Below are 21,115 nucleotides of genomic sequence, written 5' to 3'. Positions count from 1 at the left end.
TTTCTCCGTCGGCAGCGGCGTGGACATCAGCTTCCCAACGGTGACTCTTGCCACCCTGAGCACGTTCCTGAGCATGTGGAAAAGCCGGTCGAAGTACCAGTTCGCGGTATCGGGGAAAGCAAGGAGTCGAAGCGTGTCCGCAGTCGGGGCGGTGTCCATGACAACGACGTCGTACCTCTTGCTCTTGTGGAACTCCTCCACATATAACAGCGCGGACATGAGTTCCATGCCCGGGAAGACGGCCATCTCCTTGGCGGTGACGGCATCCATTCCCTGGGACGCGAGAAAGTCGGACAGGTAGGCCTGGATCTCCTTCCACCTGTTCTCGAGCTCGTGCTGAATGTCTACCTCGATCCCATCCAGGTTCTTCGCGATGGGCGTCAGCACTCCCGAGAGCTGGAACTCGAGAGAGTCCGAGAGGCTGTGTGCCGCATCAGTGCTTACTACCACGGTCTTGTAGCCCATCGCGGCAGCCTTCAAGGCCGTCGCCGCGGCCACGGAGGTCTTGCCGACGCCTCCCTTGCCCGTGTAAATGATTATCCTCATCCGTCAGCTCCTTGGACCGTGTGAAACCTATTCCCTGAAATGAACATGTCGCATGATTTGGTGTCGGGGACGGGGTTCGAACCCGTGACCTCCGGATGTCTTAGGAGCATCTGGTCAAAGACCTCTCCCTATGAGTCCGACGCTCCACCAGGCTGAGCCACCCCGACATTTCCGCGAAATCAACAAGGCGCGACCGAACGGTCCGCGCTCACTCCTTCTTCTCTTCCTCGACAGGGGCGGGCAGCTCCTCTGTCACCGGGGCCGCTTCGGCCACTGGTGCTTCCGGCGCAGGCGGTGCTGGGGCCTCTACCTCAGCCGCCCGCGGCTCTTCCGGCTGCTCCTGCGGGGCCATTATGGGCGCCTCACCGGGCTCGGGCATCTTGCCGGCCTTGACCACCTCGCTCCTGCGGATCTCTATCCTCTTGATAGGGACGATGATCTTGGACGCATCGGAAATCCTCTTGGAGAGCTCTCCCATGATGAGCATGCGGACGAACTCTCCTATGGTCACCTCGGCCGCAGCCTTCTTGACCACTTCATCCATGATGTGCCTGACGGCGGTCTCCTGGGAGGCCTGTATCCTCTGCTCGGAAACGGCCATCGGTTTCACCCTGATCTCCCAGGAGTCCTTGGTCGTGACATCGATGACCGCATCGGTCTTGGTCCTCTTCCTCCTGGTCAGCCTTCTGACATAATCGCTCGTCAGGTCGTGCCCGATGAACACCGTGTGCGCGTCAAGGCCTCTGACATCGTTGACTCTGAACTTCATCTTGATATGCATCTTCGAGAAGTCGCCCGTAAGGTCCTGTACCGTCGCCTCGATGATCCTCCCCATGACGCCCTCAGGGGTGTCGGAAGGGGTCTCGCCGAGTTGCATCTTGCTGAACATGTCGGGGGAATAGATCTTGTACCACTCCTTCGCCCTCCACTTGTCCTTGACCTTCTTGGCAGCTGCTCTTGGTTTCGCTGGCATCTAATACCTCTGCTCAATCGAATAGGGTAGCTCGATAACAGATTTCCATATTAATACCTTGTCGTGAAGAGCAGGAACTCGACCGATGCCTAGATGGCCGGTGCCAGCAGGTCAGGGATGGCGGTCGTCACTTCTTCTTCGGGCCGCTGTTGTCCGCAATCTCCTCGAACTTCCAGAAGACCGTCACCACGCTCTTCTCGAGGTCCCGCATGCCGTTCACGACGGCGAACTCGTTCGGCGAGTGCGCTTTGCCGCCGTGCCCAAGCCCCATCGATCCCCAGGGCACTCCCAGGACCTGGTCGAACAGGTACATCGGCGCTGAACCGGCGACCATGGGCCATATCTCAGGGTCCTTGCCGTGGTATCGCATGGCCTCGATGCACGCCTGGGAGACCGGCTCCTGGTAGGGTATCTTGGACCACGGATAGTCCTCGTAGTTCCTCATCTTGATGTCCGTGAACCCTCTCTTCTTCAGGTGGTCCATGACCTTCTTCCTCGTCTCCGCGATGGTCATGTCCGGGACGATCCTGATGTCGATCTTGGCCTTCGCCCTCGGCGGCAGCACGGTCTTCGTGCCTTCCTCCTCGAAACCCGCGCTCAGGCCGTCTATGTTGATCGATGGTTCGAAAAGGTACTTGGTGAGCAGCTCCTCCTTCGACCCTTCGACCTTGAACTTCTCGATGCCTATCTCCTTGTGGTATGCGTCGATGTCGAATCTCTTGGCGAGTTTCCTGATCAACATCAGGTCTTCCTCGTTCGGGCCTTTGACGTTCTCCCACAAACCATCCACCACTGGCTCCTGGTTCTCATCGACCATTGTGGAGATCGCGTGGACGAGCCTCCAGACGGGGCTCTCCACCCAGACGGCGTCGCTGCTGTGCACCTCCGCCGTCGGCCCTCCCCTGGAAACGCCCTCGGCGATTAGGTCGAAGTAGACACACCCCTTGAGACCGAGCGAGATGCCTGGAACGCCGTTGCCGTTCTCCACATAGTCGAAGCTGAAGGCGGCGTCCGCCTTCGAGAGGGTCTTCTTGTTCTTGTAGACCCATCTCGGCAGGCTCTGTCCTCCCATCTCCTCCTCGCCCTCGATCAGGAAATGGAAGTTCATCGGAACCGCTTCGTGGTCCACCATGGTCCTCAACGCGAGAAGCATGCCGGCAAGCGCGCCTTTCGAGTTGTACGAGCCTCTGTTGATGATCACTTCACCGTACGGTTTCTTGGTCACGATCGTGGCTCCGAACGGAGGATAGTCCCACTCGTCCAGGTTGCCCACGGGCTGGACATCGTACATGCCGTAGATCAGTCCAGTCCTGTCGGCTCCTACATCCAAGAACCCATGGACCAGCGGATGGCTCTCCTTGAGCGCCCTGAACTGCCCGTGCTTTGCGCCCAGGTCGGCGACCATCTGCTCGACCTTGTCCGCGCATTCCTGGATTCCTTTCCCGGACTGGGACACGCTAGGTATCCTCAATAGTTTCCTCGTCTCGCTGAGGTGCTTGCTCCAGTCCTTGTCGATCTGCTTGTGCAGCTCGTCGATAATCATAGCTCTGCCCCTGATGATGCCCGGTGGCCGGATTGTGATCTTCCGGTAGTATGTTTTGGACCTACGCCCCAAGGAACTTCGGTTTCTTGGTCGTGTCCTTCTTGAGGATCTTCTGAATGGGCGCATCGTGGCACTTGATAGCGGCCTGCTCATCCTCGAAGAACTTGCCGCATTCGAAGCACTTGTACAATTCCTTGTCCATGCTGCGCCCCCTATTTGCCTGTCCGGTCTTCTCAAGACAGAGAAACGCTCCGATGGTAATGAACTTTTTCGGTACTCAGCCAGAGCCGAGGCCGCGAGCGCATTACTTCTTCACATGCTTTGCCAGGACTTCCTTTGTGTCTGGTGTTAGCTTCGCGTCCTGATTCTCGAGGTCCTTCTCGATCTCCGCCATGGTGTGCGGGTCCCTTAGGAATACAGGAATGTAGCACGTCGTCGTGTCTATGTTCAGGATGGCCACGAGGTCCTTCTCGTCCAGCTGCCTCTCCTCGACGGCGGCCTTGAACTCCACGAATGGGCGCATCTCGGAGGGCACGTTCCTCCACTCAGTTATCGCGACGAGCCTGGCAACATGCATCCTCTGACCGTCCGAGAGACTAGAGGTTCACCTTGATCTGGTGCACTTCGAGCCCGAGCTTCTCCTTCTCGAGTCCGAACGCAAGGCCCAGAAGTTGCGACAGGTGCAGGACCGGTATCTTGTACTCCTTAAGGGCCACTTGACCAGCATCGTACTGCAGGTGGCAGAACGGGCAGCAGTCCACGATCACGTCCACGCCCGCCGTCGTCATGTTCTTCAGGTTCTCTGCGGTCATCTTGAGCGCGACATCAGGCGTTCTCGCCCTCACGCCGCCGCCTGCGCCACAGCACATGCCCTTGTCCTTGTACACGACGCTTGTCATGCCGGCAGCCTCGACGATGTCGTCGAACACGTGGGGCCTCTCAGCATCATCTATCTTCTTGATGTTGCTGGGCTTCAGGAAGTGGCAGCCGTAGTGGACGGCAGCCTTCAGGTTCTTCCCGCCCTTCACCTTGGACTTGATCGCCTCGAGGCCGACGTCCCTGTAGAGAAGCTCGACGAAGTGCCTGACCTGGACCGTGCCGTTGTACTCCATGCCCGTTGCCTCCTTCAATGTCTTGTTGATCTTCTTCCTGGCTTCCGGGTCGTGGTTCAACTTGTGGGCAATTTCGAACAGCGTGTCGAAGCAGCCGTTGCATATCGTCATCACACCGTCGACGTTCATCTTCTCGGCGATTGCGAGGTTCCTCGCGGCGACCGTCATCCAGTAGTTCTGGTCGAACGAGCGCATGACCCCGGGTGCGGGGCAGCAGCTGGCGCCCTTCATGTCTACGAGCTCGACGCCCAGCGACTTGAACACTTCCCTTGAGGCGCTCTCGATGCCGGGGTACCTGAGGGGCATGATGCATCCCAGGAAGAACGCGTACTTGGCCATCTACTGCTTCCCCCCTGATGCAACAAGTTTGTCGAATCCGCACAGTTGCGCGATCTTCTTCACTTCCTCTAACGCCTTCGGGTCGGAGAACACGGTGGGCGGTGTGGCCTGCAGACCGAGCTTCGCCCTGAGCGTCTTGTCCTCATCCCTGAGCGTGACGAGGTGGCCGGTCTTGGATATCAGCTCGGCGACCTTCCTGTGAGGCTCAGCCATGTAACCCTTCCTCACGGCCATGTTCCTGAGCGCCATGACGATGTCCACGATCTCGACGCCCCTCGGGCATCTCTCGTAGCATGTGAAGCAGGTCGTGCACAGCCATAGGTCCTCCGACGGGAGGATATCCTCCTCGAAGCCCAGTTGCGCTCTCCTCACGACCTTCCTGATCCTGAACGCCGTCTGCCGCCCGGACGGGCAGCTGCCAGTGCAGGTCCCGCACTGAAAGCAGAGGTTGACTGTCTTGCCCCCTGCTTCTATTACCTTCCTTGTGAATTCCGGATTCGGTTCCTTAGCTTCCGCCAATAGACTCACCGGTCACCAGTTATGCTGGCGGGATATTTAGGGGTTTTGCTGAAAAGGGTATAGCGTTATCCTTTTCGGTAAAGCCAAGCCTCCCTGGCCTCCTCCAAGAATGCGGATATGTTCTCGTTCTCCGAGCACTGCAGCGCAATGACGGAATGGATAGACCACTTCTGGTCCTTCGCGCCATCCGCCCTGACAATCGCGTTCCTCACCAAGCTCTTGTTGACGAAGTAGCTCAGGTCCGTGCGGTCGACCATGGTGGGCTCGTAGATCGTGCGGACGACATCATGCGGTATGCCCTTCTCGTCCAGATATCGGAAGGCCAAACGCTGAGCTCCGAACCCAAGACGGGCGTACCTTGAGCCCGTCTCCTTGAGCAACAGCATGTCCGAACCGATCTCCGTGCTCTGGATATCCTGCGCCTTCTCCATCGCGAATATCGCATCATCCAGAATGACGCAGTCCAGGCGCATCTCGTCCATCAGCCTCATGTTCATCTCATCGGTCGAGATGGTCACATGGCACGCGATGCCGTTGTCTGAGAGCTCTGTCGCCGCACTCAACAGACATCTCTCCGTGACAACAGTGCCCGCGACTCTGAGGACATCCTCGTCCTTCAGCCTGAGCTCGTATGCTCTGAACCTCCTGAGCAGTTCGAGCCCCGCCTCCGTCAGCCGGCTCCCCTTGCTGGTCGAGGTGATTAGGTTCGCCTCGGCCTTCACCTCGATCTCTCTTACGTACTTGTGCAATACGGGGGTGGAGACGCCGATCGCCTCGGCGGCCTTTCTCATGCTTCCCTTCTCGTGAAGCGCGGCCAGGGCCTCCATCTGCCTGTGGGTTATCTCCTGCCCCTCGGATACGAACACGACCCTCGGCCTTGCGTCCACCATGCCCTATCTCCTCTTCCTCAGACTGTAAGCGCTCAGGAGGAGCATAACACATGCGAATACCACGAGCACGCCGATCTGGAGCCAAATATCCCCAATACCCCAGCCCCTGATCATGACGGACCTCATGCCCTCCACCGCATATGTGAGCGGTATGAAGTTCGATATCGGTCTGAGCACAGCCGGCACGGCCTCTATCGGCCAGAACACGCCCGAGAGCAGGATCGACGGGAACAGTATCAGGGGGATGAACTGTATTGCCTGGAACTCGTTCTTGGCCATTGAGGAGAGCAGGAACCCCAAGCCCTGGATCCCCGCGCCGAACACGAATATTATCAAGAGCGCCGTGAGCGGGTTCCCGACTATCTGTATGTCGAACAGCGCGACTGCCGCGAGTATGATGACGGCTGATTGGATGAGGCCCACGAGCCCGAATGCGAGTGCGTATCCTGCGACTATCTCCCCCTCGGTGACGGGCGTCGTCAGCAGCCTGTCCAGGGTGGACGTGCTGCGTTCATGGATGAACGATATGATCGAGAGCATGAACGTGACCATCATCGCTGCGAGCCCCATCACTCCAGGCGCGAAGAAGTCTATGAACCTCGCGTCCTTGCCGTAGACGAGGTCCGTGGAGACGGCTATGGGCGCTACGAACGCCCGCGAGCCAAGGGCCGTTCTGATGGCCGTGAGGACGTCGTTGCTTATCGCCTGCACTATGTTCGGGTTTGTGCCGTCGACCATCATCCTCACGAGCGCGGACTGGCCGCTGGAATCGCCGGCCAGCCTAGTAGCGTCCTGTGTGAAAGTCTCGTTGAAGATTATCGTCGCCCAGATCTTCGCGTCCTTGACCTTGTCCCTGCCCATACCGACGGGGTCGACGCCAGCATCGGAAGGACCGTAGATCCTCACGATGTCCAGCGTGTCGCGTGTCTCGAGGTCCGCGATGATTGCGGCCGAGATCGACTGGTTCGCCGGTGCCTGGTCAAGGTTGACGATGTACACCTCGATGTTTTTGACATTGCCCCCGAAGGTGTACCCGAAGATCGTTATCATCAGGAGCGGCATGAGCACCAGGAACCCGATGGTCCGCCGGTCGTGCTTGAGTGACCTCAGATTCTTCCTGGCGACTGCAAGGACCCTGTCAATCTTCACGTTCCCACCTTCTTGGCCATCACCATGAAGGCGGATTCGAGGTCGCTGGTCGCAGTCGAGGCCATGAGTTCCCTCGGCGTCCCCTCGCCTATGAGCTTCCCGAGCCGCATCATGCCTACGATGTCGCACCTGACCGCCTCGTCCATGTAGTGTGTGGTCAGGACGACCGTCTTGCCCCTCCCCTTCAGGTCCGCGAAGTACTTCCAGAACCCCACCCTGAGCTCAGGGTCCACCCCGACCGTGGGCTCGTCGAGGAACACCACCTCTGGGTCGTGTACGAGCGTGCACGCGAGCGAGACCCTGTGCTTCATCCCACCGCTGAGCTGCGAGACGAGAGCATCCTTTCGGTCCGCGAGGTCGATCACCTTCAGGAGCTCCTGCTCGCGCTTTGCGAAGAGCTCTTTGTCCATGGAGTACAGTCGGGAGAACAGCTCGAGGTTCTCGTGCACTGTCAGGTCTGTGTAGATGGCCATCTCCTGCGGCATGTAGCCGATCCTGGACACATTGTTCGTGATTGGGACCTTTTCCCCCAACACGAACGCTTTCCCCGCCGTGGGCCTCAGCAGGCCCACGAGCATCTTGATGGCTGTCGTCTTGCCAGAACCGTTGGGGCCGATCATGCCGTAGAGGAGCCCGTGGCCTACCTTGAGGTCGAGGTCGTCCACAGCGACGAGGGCATCGAACTCCTTCCGGAGCTTGTGCGTGTGGATGGTGTCGCCCGCTCCTTCGAGTGCTCTTGTCGCCCTCTTCGCCTTTCCTTCGTTGATGCTGCTCATCTTGATACTCTTCCTCCGAGTCCGATGCCGGAGAAGGCCATGGCCGCCTTGAACATAGCCTTGGGATTACACAAAGCCATATCGAGAACGGGGTATATTCCAACAGCGGCTAGCGGCTGGTCTCGCGCGATGATTCTTCGCATCAGCCTTCCCTCCTCGGCTCTAATCAGGACAGAGTCGATTGTCCCTTTCGATTCCGCAGCAGTGTGCAACTGCAGATCAGGCGTTCGATTTCACATGCTGCTCTAAGCACTGACCCACTTGTTTTCGGGCATCATCCTCGGTCTATGAATCGTTAAATAGCAATCCGCGCATTTTCCTCCGGTTCTGAATGCCCTCCGGAAAATACATCATCAAACTGTGCCTCCTCGGCGACGGCGCTGTCGGAAAGACGAGCATGGTGAGGAGGTACGTGTTCGACGTCTTCGACGATAAGTACCTCATGTCCTTCGGCACGAAGGTGTCCAAGAAGACCGTCAAGACGGGCGACGCTGAGATCGATATCATGATCTGGGACATACTCGGTCAGAAGACTCAGGAGGCCCTTCATGCCGCGTACTATCGGGGCGCTGCGGGCGCCTTGGCCGTTTGCGACTTCACGCGCCCAGACACCATGAAGAATCTCAAGTTGTGGCTCGAGAGCTTCAGGTCGGTGGTGGGCAACATGCCAGTCATAATCCTCGGCAACAAAGCCGACCTCGAGAAGAAGTTCACTCTATCTGATCTCGAGGCCGTCGGCAGCTCGCTCGGTTGCCAGGTCTTGGAGACGAGTGCGAAGACGGGTCTCAATGTGGAGGTCGCGTTCTCCGAAATGGGGAAGAAGTTGATGGAGGCCGTGTGAGATGCGTTCGTTGCCATTCTTCGTGATGCCAGGCATCGCCCTCGCACACCTCAGGGAGGAGCTGGAGATCGTCGAGGGGGACCAGCGCGCGAGACACATGCTCTACCGTTATGGACAGCGCTGTGGGAGGGCACTGGTCGAGAGCTTCGGTCTCTCATGCTCGGATCTCTCCGAGGTCAAAGCCATCATCGAACCCATATGGATGGAGGCCGGCCTCAGCCGGCTGAGCATACAGTCCATGGAGGAGAGTGAGATCATCGTCAACCTTGAGGAGTCGGTCGAATCGAAGGAGGGGAACACATGCGATTTCGGCCGAGGCTATCTCTCCGGCATAGTGTCCCAATTGACAGGGAAGAGGTTCGAGGTCGACGAGGTCGAGTGCGCCAGCCAAGGGTACATTCAGTGCGTCATGCAGGTCTACGAGGTCGTGGATGACCTCAGGCCCTCGAAGGTCCAGGAGACTGAAGCGCTCAGGAAGTACAGCCTCGAGAGCGGATGCTCTTATCTGATCAAGGAGGAGATCCCCGACCAGGCTTTCGACATATTCGTAGATGCCTGCAAGCACGGGGTGCCTTGCCTGTGCGTCACTAGGGAGTATCCTGAGAAGGTCAAGGACAGGCACGACCTGAAAGGGGTGCCATTCCTATGGCTCTCGATGGACCAAGAGAAGAGTTACGCAAGGGACCCGTCCAACATAGCGCTCCTCTATTCTGACATCAAGACGTTCGTGTCCGAGAACAAAGGCTGCATGGTGTTGTTCACGGGGATGGAATACCTGGTATCTCAGAACGGCTTCGCCAAGGTGCTGAAGCTGCTTCAGCATATCAACGACAAGGTCGCGGTCACGGATTCGACGTTGCTCGCCTCGATGAGTCCGCTCACCCTGTCCGAACCCGACTTGAAGATGCTCGAGAAGGAGATGCGGTCATTCTGATCATGGAGTGCTGGACGTGAAGTACGGCGTGATCGTCTGTCCGAAGTGCGGCATGTCGAAGGGCGTTGAGGCGAACAGGAAGACAACCACATGCCAGTGCGGACGCGAGATCAAGATGTCCTCTGTGAAGTTGATGTTTCAAACTGATTCTCCGATGGAGCTCGCTGATTCAGTCGCAATGGTCAACGCTTCCCTGCAAGGCGGAGAACACCTCGTGGTCGAGAAGAAAGGCAAGAAGAAGGACCCGTACTTCGTGATCTCCGAGCGCGCGAAGCCGATCAAGGACCCGCTCGAGAGGATGAGGGTGGTCGCACGCGAACTCACAACCTTGAAGGTCGAGTTCAATTTCGAGGATATGAAAAAGGTCGCCGCCATCGTAGGGAAGGACTCGCCCGAGGACATGATAGCCAGGTTGAAGGAACACAACCTCATCTACGAAACGGGTGATGGCAAGTACAGGTCTGTCTGAGCTCCAGCTCAATTCCTCTTTTGCATGAGCCGTTTGGCGTCCTGTACTAGGACAGGCAGCGAGAGCCTGTGAATCTTCTGGTAGCCCCAGACGACTATCGCTGCTGCGCCCATGAGGCCGAACATGTTCAGTGGTGGCTGGAACACCTCGACCACGAAGAACGATTCGTACAGAAGGGCGAACAGGATGTGGATCACCAAAGCCTCCATGAAATATCCCTTGACGTCACCCCTCGCAACCCCAACGCCGATCAGAGCGGTAGTTGACCCGTGCAGGAGGACGAACAGGAAGCCGAGAAAGAAGATGGCAGCAACGTCCAACGCCTGGACGTTATCGACTTCGAGGATGAACACATAGACCGTCGCGAAAGTCAGCGTCGATGAGATGCCGAGCCCCATCGACAGCCCGTAGAACGCAGTGTCGATCTTTCTCTGGAACCTCGGGAAGTTCAATATTACGAGCTTCAACAGCTCCTCCATAACAGCGAAACCCATGATGAGCGCCAGGACAGTCTCGGCCGAGGATATGGTTCGGCCCCAGCTTTCGAACGCGAATATGATCATGCCAAGGACGACGCCGAGCGCGAAGAACGCGAACAGCTTCTTGTCGTCGAAGAACGGCTTCTCGACCTTGGGAAACGTGTAGTCTCTGAGGGTGAAGTAGAGCAGTGTCATGGCGGGCCCGAACCCCGCCACTGCGCTTGCGAGCTGAATGAAGTCTACCATGCCAACCTGCTCGTAACCATGCTACATTAATAAGCCTGTCTGGTGATAGATATATATCGCCGGCGACTGCTAGTCCCCGCCGAGGAATAGAATATGGCCAAATGCTCCAGATGCGGAAAGCCGATGGGCAAAGCCGAGGTCTGCCCCGTGTGCGGCCACGGCCCGAGCAAGAGCGTAGTCAACAAGAGTGTGGATACGGTCGCCAGAGCCACGGGCACGGTCGTCGTGACAGGCATCGAGGTCACTGAGAAGGTCGTAAAGGAGGCCGCTCCGGTGATGAGAACCGTCTGGCATGAGGGCAAGAAGGGCCTGAAGAAGGCTCGAGACGAAACCCTCAAGCTCGCCAAGTCCCTCAAGGAAGAGGGCAAGTAATCAGCGCTTCTTCCTGTTCTGAAGCGCCTCTCCCGCAGATACTTCTCCGGCCAGCTTGTCGAAGTAGTGAGCAACAACGCAGCTCTCAGCGCACTTGCCGCACTGATCGCACTTGCGCTCATCCACGGTTATCACTTCATCTAATCTTATCGCACCAGTAGGGCAGGCCCTCACGCATATGCCGCATCTGGTGCACATGTGGGCTCTGAGGACGGCTCTGGCAACCCGGTCGAAATATTCGGAAGCGTCCTTTGGCGTCGCACTGACGGCCGAGACCTGGCCTCCGGAGAACACCTTCGCATCGGCCTTGTCGCTCCCAACCATCGCCACACCGAAATCCTCGACTAGATCGACATCTCCTACGGTCTTCAGGAGTTCGGCGACCTGTTTCAGACCTTGTGTCTGGGGCATGTTGAGAACGGCCTCGATGGAGTATCCTCCCGCCGCGCATGGACTGATACCTTTGATGACATGGATCGCCAATGTGTCCGCCCTCTTAGGCTTCGCTTCGATCTTCAGCCTCTCGGCGAGGGCGCGCATCTTTGGTGGAAGCTGCTTCCAACGCCAGAAACCGTACTCCACGAACTCCCTGGGCAGCTTGTTCTCGCTAGCCCAAGCATGGAGCTTCATTTCCCAAGCCTTGGCGAGATCAGGGCTCATGCGAGATATCTCCGCGCACTCGCTTGCGAGCGATGATGGGCACATCCAACAGCCCACTCTCTCTATGTCCTCGTCGTAGAGCGGGTTGTACGGAAGCTCTCTCCAGATGATGTACAGCCAGATGTCGAGTGCGGTCCAATCTCTTATGGGGTTGACTATGACCTGGCCAGGCACGAACGGGTTCTCATGGACGAGTTCGGTGTAGGCCCTGGAGAACGACTCGAGCCTTCTATTCCCTTCGACCGTCAGAGTCCCTTGCGGGAACTTCTCCTCGATTATCTTGGACGCGGGCGCGAGCTTGCACACCTTGCAGCACCAGCGGAAATCCTTTGCGGGCGGGCCGAACGCGGGGAAGTTGTCGTCGAACGCATCCCCTGCCGGGGCCGTGAGCAGCCTGAAGCCTTTCTCCTTCACCAATTTCTCCACATATTCCTTGGTCCGCGGATGCTCTAGCCCTGTGTCGATGAAAATGGCCGTGAAATCCTTGGTCACCGAGGACAGCAGGTCGAGAACGACGAGACTGTCCTTTCCTCCGCTGAACGAGATTGTTACAGGGAGCTTGTTCGCGGCGAGGAGGTCCTTCAGCTCATGCTCAGCCTTCGCCTTTCTAGCGACCAGGTGTGGCGTGTTGGCTTTGATCAGATCTCTCGTCCAGGCCTTCCTGCCAGGTCCTAGAGTGCCTGCCTGGGAGAAATCCCTGACCTTGACCCCCTTGGGCGAGTTCCTCAGCTCGCCGGCGTTCATCTTTGCCGAGCCGCATCCTATGAACTTGCCCATCTCAAGGACCACCTCGTCCCCCCCTCTTATGCCGGTATCTAAGGAGGCGATCGTCTCGGGCGGCAGGTAGTTGCCTTTCATGTGCCCCTCTGCCTTCTTGAGCGTTATCAGTTTCTTCGGGTACAGGCGCACGAGCATGCGCGCGCCATCGATACGTAAAGTGAGCGCGTAGTCTTTCTTCTCGAGGTCATAGGTCAGGAGGGCGATCCTCCTCCCGTCGATGATGACCTCATCTGCGCGGTCCTCTCCGGAGGTCTTGTTCAGAACCACGATTTCCGGAATCAGTTGCTGGACACCGAACTGCCTGAGGAACAGGTATCTGAGCCTCTTCTTCGTGCCCTCAAGGGCCAGCCTGACATCGCCTGGCGGAGAGAGCTCCAGAGGATGTCCGTTCTGGCCGCACCTGCCACAGGTCATCCCGAGCAATGGTACATTACAGCTGTTGCACCAGTGGAGGACGTGGGGCGCGCCATGGAATCGTTGGTTCACGTTCCGATGCTATGCTGATAGGTTCTAAATAAGTTGCGCCACCTGGACCACAGAAGTAGAAGCCCCAGAAGTCTTAACTATCGCATTCCAATCCTAGTGCGTGGCGTACAAGAAGCGGAAGGACAAGTACACAATAGTCGACCCCCAGTACTCGACGAGTTTCACTGTATCGCCTTACGGCCAGTATGCCACCATGCAGAGACCCGCTCCTACAAGTTTCGTCGAGATCAGGGACATCATCGCCGCGCTCTTGGTGCTCACGGTCGCGTTCTCATGGATTATCTATTCCCCGGACGGCAAGGGCTTCTTCCATTACCTCGGATTCGCAGCGGTCATTGTCGTCGCGGGATTCTTCGTCCATGAGATGTCCCACAAGATCGCTGCAAGAAGGTACGGGTGCTGGGCGGAGTTTCGGGCGGATTACAGGGGTCTTGGTCTTGTGCTTGTGACCGCGTTCTTCGGCTTCTTGTTCGCGGCCCCTGGTGCGGTGTGGATCAGAGGCAACGTGACGAGGAGCCAGAATGGCAAGATAAGCCTCGCAGGTCCTGGCTCCAACATCGTCGTATCTGTTGCATGCGTTGCGTTACTGATCACAGGCGCGGTTGGCACCTCTGGGACTCTCTATGATATCGCTTACCGTCTTCTCTATTTCAACGCATTCCTGGCGGCGTTCAACATGATACCTGTGATGCCATTCGACGGGTCCAAGATATGGCAGTGGAACAAACCGATATACATCGCGGCGCTAGTTGCCGCCGGCCTTCTCTTCTACCTTGGTTTCACAGGCCTTTGAGGGCATGCAGCCCTGGGTCTCGCAGAACGCCGGGTACCTGAGGTGCGCGATGATGTTGCCCTCCCAGTCGAACATCTTCCCTGGGTTCATGATGTTCTTCGGGTCCAGAGCCTTCTTGATCCTCCTCATCGTTTCGAGGGAATCGGCCCGCTCCTTCTGCATGTACGGGGCCTTGGTGATCGCGACTCCGTGCTCGCCGGTCACTGTCCCGCCGAGCGCGAGGACCTTGTCGTAGATCTCGCCCACGGCCTTCTCGCCCCTCCGCCAGCTGTCATCGCTCCCTGGCTCGACCAGCATCTTCGTATGCAAGTTTCCGTCCGCGGAGTGGCCGTAGGTCCCGATGATGACCCCGTTCTGCTCCGCGATCTTCTGGAAAGCGACGACTGCCTCAGGTATCTTAGAGATCGGGACAGACATGTCGTCCGCGAGCGCGACGGAGACGAACTTCTCGCCGTACCTGCTGAGGGACGGCATGATGCACTTCCTGGCGTAGGTCCAGTAGTCGATCCTCTTCTTGTCCCTGGAGGCCTCGGTCGAGACGGCTCCGCTCTGTCTAGCGATCTCTTCGACTATCTTCAACTCGTCCTCCACGGCCACTGGGTGCCCGTCCACTTCTATCATGCATATGGCCGCCACATCGGGCAGGCCGATGTTCATGCATTTGTTGACCGCCTTTATGCATACGGAGTCCATCAGCTCGATCGCGGAGGGCATGAGGGGTTTCGCGATGATGTTCGAGACGCATCTGCCCGCGTCCTCTAGAGAGTTGAATGCGGCGAGAGTCATCGCCGACGCCTTCGGCTTGAACGCGAGCTTCAGGGTGATCTCCGTGACTATGCCAAGAGTGCCCTCACTTCCCACCATGAGCCTGTCGATCTGGTAGCCGGAGGAGTTCTTCAGGGTCCTTGTGCCAGTGTGGATGATATCTCCCGTCGGCATGACGACCTCCAGGCCCAGAACGTAGTCCCTTGTGGCGCCGTACTTGATGGCCCTCATGCCGGAGGCGTTTGTGACGACCATGCCCCCGATGGTGCACGCCTCACCGCTGCCTGGCGTCGTTGGGAACCAGAAGCCCTTCTTCGCAAGAACTGCGTTGAGCTTGTCGTATATGACTCCGGGCTCGACGACGCAGTAGAGGTCTTCGACCCTCACCTCCTTGATCTTGTTCATGAGAGTCATGTCGATCATGATGCCGCCCTTGAGCGGCACCGTGTGGCCGCACATCGCGGTGCCAGCGCCCCTAGGGACGATCGGTGTGCGGGTCTTGTTCGCCAGCTTCACGATCTCGGAGACCTCCTTCGTGTTCGCCGGCCTTATCACGACATTGGGATTCTTGTGGTGGATCGAGGCATCGAACCCATAGACGTAGAGGTCGGCGATCTTGGTAGAAATGCGGTCCTTGCCGACTATCTTCTCGAGTTCCTCTATGACCCCTCGCCTCATCTTAGCACACCAATCGTGGCTAATGCCGCCAGTCACATAAAATGATTTTCTCTAACGTTCGCTGCTGAGTCGACTCGTGGGCCGGCGTGTGGCTAATCGTTCGAGTTCCGCCTTCTCACCTGGGGGCGGGTATTCCGATGGAACGGGCCGAAGAACGCCAGGGGGACGGCCACAAGGATGGCCACGCCTACATACCAATGAGTTGATTGTAGCACAAACAGTCCTGAAATTGCTGCGCAGCTGATGACGACCAATGCCACGACGCCATTGGCTGTAAAGTGTCGACGGTTGGTGTATAAGAAATCTCGTCTCGCATCCTCTTCGTGCGGTAATGCAATCGCTGGGACTTGCGATGCGCCGCCTGAGAATCCTATGTTCCTCAAGTTAGTAGTCCAGCTCGCGTTACATATACTCTTGCCGGGCATCCCACGGAGAGAGCCCTCCTTGCCCTTCTCCAGAAGTCCATCGATAACGAATAAGTACGTCCTGGCCAATGTCTAGCCAGGCAATAGCATGAAGCTCGTGATATTCGGTCCGCCAAGCGCGGGCAAAGGCACTCAAACCCAGAAGCTGTCGAAGAAGTACGGCATTCCTCAGGTCGCTACCGGAGACCTGCTCAGGAAGGCCGTTGCTGATAAGACCCCTTTGGGTCTCAAGGTCAAGTCCGTCCTCGACCAGGGCAAGCTCGGACCCGACAACCTCATCGTCCAGCTGATAAAAGAGCGAGTCGCCAAGCCGGACTGCAAGAACGGCTACCTCCTGGACGGCTTCCCAAGAACAATGGGCCAGGCAAAGGAGCTGGAGAAGATGACGGACATCGACCTGGTGCTGAACATCGTAGTCGACTTCGAACTCCTGGTCGAGCGCGCCGTCGGGCGCAGAACCTGTCCCAAGTGCTCTGCTGTGTACCACATCGAGTTCAACCCGCCCATGAACGAGGGCGAATGCGAGAAGTGCGGTATGAGGCTCATCCAGAGGGATGACGACAAGGATGGTACGGTCAGGAACAGGCTCAAGGTCTACATGGAGCAGACCGCCCCGCTCGTCGACTACTATAGGAAGAATGGGAAGCTCGTGGACATAGACGGCTCCGGCGGGATCGAGGCGGTATTCGCGCAGATGATCAAAGCGATATCACAGATCAAGAAGTGAGAATTATCCGCGCTTCACGGTGGGTGGTAGCTTCGGGCCGACGTGTACACCTGTGGCATTGCAGATTGCTTCATAGCCTCCCTGATCAGGAAGTTCTCTAGGAACTCAAGGGACTCCATGACATCGATGTCTTCCGCCGGGTCCAGTCTTGCGGCCATTCTGAACGCTCGGCCCACCTCCGTCGTCGAACCGTCCTCGGTCTCGAAGACCTTCGTGAGCTCCTTCTCGGTCCTTAGGACCTTTCGCGTGAGGTTGGCGTATGTCAGGGCGATGTCAGTGACGACGAGCGCCGACATCATCCCGAAGCTGTCCCATTCTTGCTTCGTGTAGAAGTTCCTTACCCTCCCCAAGTCCTCGAAGATGCCCGATACCCCCTCGCGAGTTCCATTCCTCCATGCCTCACTTGGGACGTTCAAAGCGATGTTCTTCAGCCGTGCGAACGCCCCTGTGGGATCGTGGGCCGGCAGCACGGTCATCAGTGAACCGATTGCAAGCGGCAGGTGGTCGCCACCTTCTGTCAATTCTCTCCTCCACTCCTCCTCGGTCCGCACATTGATGGAGAACAGGCAGTTGTTGAGGATGAACGAGTGTGACTGAAGAACCGAACCGTTCCTAACCAAAACCTGGAAATCTATGTCCGAGTGCTCAAGATCATCCCCACGCGCAACAGATCCCACGACCGCCGTGGCGATGATGTCATGATAATACCTCCTGAGCAATCTCTCGGACACCTCACGACAGGCTTCCACTCTCTCTCTGTGGTTCATGTCCAGCCAATGCCCGGAGAGCCTGATGAGAATATGAAGGTGGTGTCCCCTCTCATCCCTTAAATATCAGTAGCGGAATAGCGATTTCCGTCGACGAAGCCCCGTAGTGTAGCGGTCAATCATGCGAGACTCTGGATTGCTTCTCGCAAGGAGAGATCTTGCGACGGAGGTTCGAATCCTCCCGGGGCTACTTATCTCCTCTTGCAGCGCGTCTTCATGTCTATCATCGAGGGAATATCTCATCAACTATTGGCGTCCAAAGCGGCGTTGACCATCGAGTCGACCATCGCCTGTCTCGGGTTGGTCCGCGGCACATGGTTCAGCTCGAAGGAGTCAAACAGTCTCAAGTTGGCCTCCACTCGCCTCGCGTACTGAGCCATCCGAGGATCTTTTCGGACATAGATTCCCTTGACCTGCTTGACAACGAACTCGCTGTCTGTGAAGACCTTGACGCTGAGACAGCTTCGCTCTCTGATCCTCTCGATTGCCCAGAGCACCGCTTCATACTCCGCCTCGTTGTTGGTGTGCCTGCCGATGCTTTTGGAATCCTTTTCGATGATGCTGCCCACTGAATCATACATCACATAAGCTATCGCCGCCGGGCCGGGGTTTCCCCTCGACCCTCCGTCTGTGTACACGATGAGTTTGCTAACAACTGGCATGGCCACTATGCTCCGGATATGCCACTGAACGACAAGGTCTGCTAAGAATGTATCGTGCCCCAGCCGCGGGGTATGTGAGCTGTCCTTGGACGATGAGTACGTTGAGTCGCGACCAGAACGAAATGAAAACGAAAAGGTTTGAAAGGACAGCAACTTACCGTCTTCGCATGACGCGCTTGCCCGGCTGCGAAGGTATCGATGTCGGGCTCATCTTTCTTGAGCGAGATGCGTCACCGGTACCGATGCCGCGATCCTCCCGCTGCTGTCCATCCTCGACTTCTCATGGGTTATAGGTCAGCGTTCCGCTCGCACCGACCAAGATCCAGTATGCCTGTCCGGGGACCAGCAGGAAGTTGTTCACGGCCGGTATGACGCTGAGCCAGCTCGTGTACGCCTTCGTGACCGGGTTGTAGGATGCTACCGTCGTGATGCTCCCTGCGACGCTATACATCGCGGGGATATCCCTCGCATGCCTGGTCATGTTGAGCGACTCGAAGCCTATGATCGCCCAGCCGCCACCCGCCGGGACGGTGATCGTCTTAGACTGCACGGCAGTCGGGACGCTTCCGTAGAGAGTGAGCGTCCTCGTCCCGCTCGGCACGTTGATCCAGTAGCCGGTGCTCGGAGCGATGGTGAAGTCGTTCACTGGAACACCGACAATGTGGCTCTGATACATTCCTGTCGCTGGGTTCCATTGGGCCACCGTGTCACCCGAGTTCAGGCCGAGCGTGCTCGCCTTGTAGCCGTAGCCGACAAGGGGTAGAGACACGAAGTTCCAACCCGTCACGAGGTTGAGTATGAAGGGCGCGGTTACGTTGGCGTTCGCAGAGGCCGTGACGTTGTGACCATGGGCGTCATCCACTGATACCGTGAAGGTGTGCAAACCAGCAGCGATGTATGTGTGCGACACCGAGCTACCCACAACGAGGGCAGTGCTATCGCCGAAGTTCCAGGTGTACGTCAGAATGTCCCCGTCGAGGTCGGTCGCCGAGGCGCTGAAGTTCATCGCAATCCTCGCCGCGCCGCTCACGTTCGCAAGTGGAGCGACGGTCGGCGGTCTGTTCACCGGTGGAGCCTGCTCTACCGCTATCGTGTAGTCATCGTAGTCGGTCTTCCCGTTCGACGTCGCCGGTCCTGACTCGCCCCAGACTCTGTAGCTGTAGCTGCCTGGCGTGCTCGGAGCCGTCATCGCCTGATCGTAGTGGCTCTGCACCACGGTGGTGTCAAGCCAGACGGGCCATGTGCTCGCACCTAGGTCCTCAATCGCGTATCCCGTTTCCTTCTTGGATAAGCCCGTCTGAATGACAATGTCTATGCCCACGCTATAGATCTCCCCCGGCAGGAGCACAGTCTTGGACACGCTTATCGACATGATGTCCTCGTAGTATGTTCCCAGCGCGGGCCCGTGGCATTTGCTGCAATCCTGTACCTTGTCCGGATACGCCACGTTGGCCGCGCTCGGCATTATGAATGCGAGCGTTGCAAGCACTGCGACGACCGAAATCACTTTCCTCCTTGGATTCGTTCAATTCCCCCCTTCTTGAAACACAAGTCAGATATCGTGGGCAACAACGAGGTCAGCGCACTTCATCTCCGGTTTCCCGGTTGCCCAACTCGCCCAACTCTTAACCATGTTATATAACGCCGATATATATGCGTTGCGAAGCCGGGATTGGTCCGTCCGTATTGTACCATCCGCATCGCCATTGCCCCTTTCGGATGCGCGATCCGGTCATTCACCTGTTGGGAGTCTGAGCCCAATCCCTGATGTCATCCCTCGCTCGCAGGCATCGCGTTTCTATGAGGACCGGCCCGCCCTCTTCTGAGCGTCGTGGCGCGAGGATTCCTCGTCCCAATCCGATCTCGGTAGTCCAGTTTCTACTTTGGAGTACATCTTCGGCCGCTGTCCATAAATAGAAATATCACACCTCATCCTTTTCCGGACGGGGAGCAAGTCTTTGGCAAGGGCAGCCACGCCGATGATGGAGCAGTATTTCCGCATCAAGGAGCAATACAAGGACTGCCTGTTGCTCTACCGCATGGGCGACTTCTACGAGATGTTCGGCGAGGACGCCGTCATCGGGTCCAAGGAGCTCGAGATCACTCTCACTTCCCGGGAGCGGGGCAAGAAGGAGAGGATACCCCTTTGCGGAGTCCCTTGGCACGCGCTCGACTCCTATCTCCCGAAGCTCGTGGACAAAGGGTACAAGGTCGCGATATGCGAGCAGATGGAGGATCCGAGGTATGCGAAAGGCCTAGTCGATAGGGATGTCGTGAGAGTCGTCACGCCCGGCACGGTGCTCGAGAGCACCGTCCTGGACAGCAAGGCGAACAACTATCTGATGTCAATTGCCAAAGTCGGAGACGCCTATGGAATGTCCTTCGTCGACATCTCGACAGGTGAGTTCGTTGCGACTCAGGTCCAAGGCGAGGATGCTGAGACCAAGGTTCTGACCGAATTCGCGCAGAGAGCTCCCAAGGAGATCCTTCATCAAGCGGGATTCGACTCGAAGAAGCTCAAGGACGAGTTCACAGTGTCCGGGGCTTCTCTCACTCAAGTGGACGATGTCTCATTCATCAAGGAAGCCTCAGAGTCTCTGCTCAAGAGGCACTTCAAGGTCCAGACCCTGGAGGGTCTGGGGTTCGCGGATAAGTCCTTGGCGATCTCCAGCGCGGGAGCCGTCCTTCGCTATGTCGAGGCGACACAGAAGAGAAGCCTCGATTTCCTCTCCGCCCCTAAGTTCTTCTCGACCTCGGACAAGCTCGTCCTCGACCAGACCACTCTGAGAAACCTCGAGGTTCTTAAGAACGTCCGTGACGGGAGCCAAGAGAACACGTTGGTGTCCATTCTCGATCGCACGCTCACTCCTATGGGTGCTCGCCTTCTCAAGAAATGGTTGATGGGGCCGCTGATGGATGTCCGAGCCATCAACCAGAGGCTTGACGCCGTCGAGGAGCTGGTCTCGAAGACTGTCACCAGGCACGATATCGCGGATCCCCTGGAACAGGTCCGGGACCTTGAGAGGCTGATAGGCAAGGTAATCTACGGAAGCGCGAACGCGAGGGATCTGGTCGCAATCAAGGGTTGTCTCGAAGTTGTCCCCGAGCTGCGGAGCACCTTGGGCGAACTAAGGTCGGAGATGCTGCTCACGCTTGCCAAGGAGATGGTGGATGTCGGCGATGT

General features: G+C 57.6%; 24 protein-coding genes and 2 tRNA genes. 8 read left to right on the top strand and 18 right to left on the bottom strand.

Features of this window, described 5'->3' with window-relative positions; translation table 11 throughout:
* The 12 genes from KJ653_05430 to KJ653_05375 all read right to left on the bottom strand — a co-directional run.
* Window positions 1-546, bottom strand: a 546-nt coding sequence (locus KJ653_05430) for an ArsA family ATPase (protein ID MBU0685272.1), incomplete at its 3' end; no start/stop codon positions are given.
* Between the two features lie 58 nt (window positions 547-604).
* Window positions 605-713, bottom strand: a tRNA-Met gene (locus tag KJ653_05425).
* 41 nt (window positions 714-754) lie between these two features.
* Entirely contained in the window at window positions 755-1,519 is a 765-nt protein-coding gene (locus KJ653_05420; GenBank protein MBU0685271.1) for a 30S ribosomal protein S3ae, read from the bottom strand.
* A gap of 127 nt (window positions 1,520-1,646) precedes the next feature.
* Entirely contained in the window at window positions 1,647-3,062 is a 1,416-nt protein-coding gene (locus KJ653_05415; protein MBU0685270.1) for a M20/M25/M40 family metallo-hydrolase, read from the bottom strand.
* Between the two features lie 61 nt (window positions 3,063-3,123).
* Window positions 3,124-3,264, bottom strand: a complete 141-nt coding sequence (locus KJ653_05410) for a hypothetical protein (GenBank protein ID MBU0685269.1) — start codon at window positions 3,262-3,264, stop codon at window positions 3,124-3,126.
* A 102-nt stretch (window positions 3,265-3,366) separates the two neighbouring features.
* Window positions 3,367-3,639 (bottom strand): DUF749 family protein, encoded by a 273-nt coding sequence (locus tag KJ653_05405; protein ID MBU0685268.1) that lies wholly within the window; start codon window positions 3,637-3,639, stop codon window positions 3,367-3,369.
* A gap of 19 nt (window positions 3,640-3,658) precedes the next feature.
* Window positions 3,659-4,513 (bottom strand): CoB--CoM heterodisulfide reductase subunit B, encoded by an 855-nt coding sequence (gene hdrB / locus KJ653_05400; GenBank protein ID MBU0685267.1) that lies wholly within the window; start codon window positions 4,511-4,513, stop codon window positions 3,659-3,661.
* A complete protein-coding gene (gene hdrC / locus KJ653_05395) occupies window positions 4,514-5,032 on the bottom strand; it encodes a CoB--CoM heterodisulfide reductase subunit C (GenBank protein MBU0685266.1) in 519 nt (172 codons plus the stop codon).
* A gap of 65 nt (window positions 5,033-5,097) precedes the next feature.
* Window positions 5,098-5,922, bottom strand: coding sequence for a LysR family transcriptional regulator (locus tag KJ653_05390; protein ID MBU0685265.1), 825 nt, complete (start codon window positions 5,920-5,922; stop codon window positions 5,098-5,100).
* Window positions 5,923-5,925: 3 nt separating this feature from the next.
* Complete coding sequence (locus KJ653_05385) at window positions 5,926-7,071, bottom strand: ABC transporter permease (GenBank protein ID MBU0685264.1); 1,146 nt, start codon at window positions 7,069-7,071, stop codon at window positions 5,926-5,928.
* The gene (locus KJ653_05380; protein ID MBU0685263.1) at window positions 7,068-7,847 is read right to left on the bottom strand and encodes an ABC transporter ATP-binding protein; all 780 of its coding nucleotides are present in this window, start codon (window positions 7,845-7,847) and stop codon (window positions 7,068-7,070) included. The genes KJ653_05385 and KJ653_05380 overlap by 4 nt, the downstream gene beginning before the upstream one ends.
* Window positions 7,844-7,990, bottom strand: coding sequence for a hypothetical protein (locus KJ653_05375; protein MBU0685262.1), 147 nt, complete (start codon window positions 7,988-7,990; stop codon window positions 7,844-7,846). The genes KJ653_05380 and KJ653_05375 overlap by 4 nt, the downstream gene beginning before the upstream one ends.
* A gap of 188 nt (window positions 7,991-8,178) precedes the next feature.
* Between KJ653_05375 and KJ653_05370 the strand changes: the two genes are divergently transcribed.
* The 3 genes from KJ653_05370 to KJ653_05360 are packed head-to-tail and all read left to right on the top strand — an operon-like array spanning window position 8,179 to window position 10,091.
* On the top strand, window positions 8,179-8,688 hold the full coding sequence (locus KJ653_05370; protein MBU0685261.1) for a GTP-binding protein: 510 nt from the start codon (window positions 8,179-8,181) through the stop codon (window positions 8,686-8,688).
* Window positions 8,689-8,698: 10 nt separating this feature from the next.
* Window positions 8,699-9,622: a DUF835 domain-containing protein gene (locus KJ653_05365; protein MBU0685260.1), complete on the top strand. Its 924-nt coding sequence runs from the start codon at window positions 8,699-8,701 to the stop codon at window positions 9,620-9,622.
* Between the two features lie 7 nt (window positions 9,623-9,629).
* Window positions 9,630-10,091: a DUF1922 domain-containing protein gene (locus tag KJ653_05360; GenBank protein ID MBU0685259.1), complete on the top strand. Its 462-nt coding sequence runs from the start codon at window positions 9,630-9,632 to the stop codon at window positions 10,089-10,091.
* Between the two features lie 8 nt (window positions 10,092-10,099).
* On the opposite strand, the gene KJ653_05355 is transcribed toward KJ653_05360, so the two are convergent.
* Window positions 10,100-10,816: a hypothetical protein gene (locus KJ653_05355; protein MBU0685258.1), complete on the bottom strand. Its 717-nt coding sequence runs from the start codon at window positions 10,814-10,816 to the stop codon at window positions 10,100-10,102.
* Between the two features lie 93 nt (window positions 10,817-10,909).
* On the opposite strand from KJ653_05355, the gene KJ653_05350 reads away from it, so the two are divergent.
* Complete coding sequence (locus KJ653_05350) at window positions 10,910-11,188, top strand: hypothetical protein (GenBank protein ID MBU0685257.1); 279 nt, start codon at window positions 10,910-10,912, stop codon at window positions 11,186-11,188.
* Here the strand turns inward: KJ653_05350 and KJ653_05345 are convergent, their stop codons facing one another.
* Window positions 11,189-13,114: a phosphoadenosine phosphosulfate reductase family protein gene (locus KJ653_05345; GenBank protein MBU0685256.1), complete on the bottom strand. Its 1,926-nt coding sequence runs from the start codon at window positions 13,112-13,114 to the stop codon at window positions 11,189-11,191.
* Between the two features lie 100 nt (window positions 13,115-13,214).
* On the opposite strand from KJ653_05345, the gene KJ653_05340 reads away from it, so the two are divergent.
* The gene (locus KJ653_05340; GenBank protein ID MBU0685255.1) at window positions 13,215-13,907 is read left to right on the top strand and encodes a site-2 protease family protein; all 693 of its coding nucleotides are present in this window, start codon (window positions 13,215-13,217) and stop codon (window positions 13,905-13,907) included.
* On the opposite strand, the gene KJ653_05335 is transcribed toward KJ653_05340, so the two are convergent.
* Entirely contained in the window at window positions 13,860-15,350 is a 1,491-nt protein-coding gene (locus KJ653_05335) for an FAD-binding oxidoreductase (GenBank protein ID MBU0685254.1), read from the bottom strand. The two genes, KJ653_05340 and KJ653_05335, sit on opposite strands and share 48 nt — an antisense overlap.
* A gap of 513 nt (window positions 15,351-15,863) precedes the next feature.
* On the opposite strand from KJ653_05335, the gene KJ653_05330 reads away from it, so the two are divergent.
* On the top strand, window positions 15,864-16,502 hold the full coding sequence (locus tag KJ653_05330) for an adenylate kinase (protein MBU0685253.1): 639 nt from the start codon (window positions 15,864-15,866) through the stop codon (window positions 16,500-16,502).
* A gap of 14 nt (window positions 16,503-16,516) precedes the next feature.
* On the opposite strand, the gene KJ653_05325 is transcribed toward KJ653_05330, so the two are convergent.
* Window positions 16,517-17,233, bottom strand: a complete 717-nt coding sequence (locus tag KJ653_05325; GenBank protein MBU0685252.1) for a nucleotidyltransferase domain-containing protein — start codon at window positions 17,231-17,233, stop codon at window positions 16,517-16,519.
* A gap of 133 nt (window positions 17,234-17,366) precedes the next feature.
* Here KJ653_05325 and KJ653_05320 point away from each other — a divergent pair.
* Window positions 17,367-17,459: transfer RNA gene (locus KJ653_05320), tRNA-Gln, on the top strand.
* A gap of 52 nt (window positions 17,460-17,511) precedes the next feature.
* Here KJ653_05320 and KJ653_05315 read toward each other — a convergent pair.
* Window positions 17,512-17,931 carry a ribonuclease HI family protein gene (locus KJ653_05315; GenBank protein ID MBU0685251.1) on the bottom strand — a complete coding sequence of 140 codons (420 nt, stop codon included), beginning with the start codon at window positions 17,929-17,931 and terminating at the stop codon, window positions 17,512-17,514.
* Window positions 17,932-18,211: 280 nt separating this feature from the next.
* Entirely contained in the window at window positions 18,212-19,438 is a 1,227-nt protein-coding gene (locus KJ653_05310; GenBank protein MBU0685250.1) for a PKD domain-containing protein, read from the bottom strand.
* Window positions 19,439-19,889: 451 nt separating this feature from the next.
* Here KJ653_05310 and KJ653_05305 point away from each other — a divergent pair.
* A partial coding sequence (locus KJ653_05305; protein MBU0685249.1) for a DNA mismatch repair protein MutS occupies window positions 19,890-21,115 on the top strand: 1,226 nt, incomplete at its 3' end.

Source organism: Candidatus Thermoplasmatota archaeon, assembly GCA_018814355.1.
Lineage (GTDB): Archaea > Thermoplasmatota > Thermoplasmata > UBA10834 > UBA10834 > COMBO-56-21.
The sequence above is the reverse complement of the archived record's forward strand: the minus strand, read 5'-3'. Positions and strand labels throughout refer to the sequence as shown.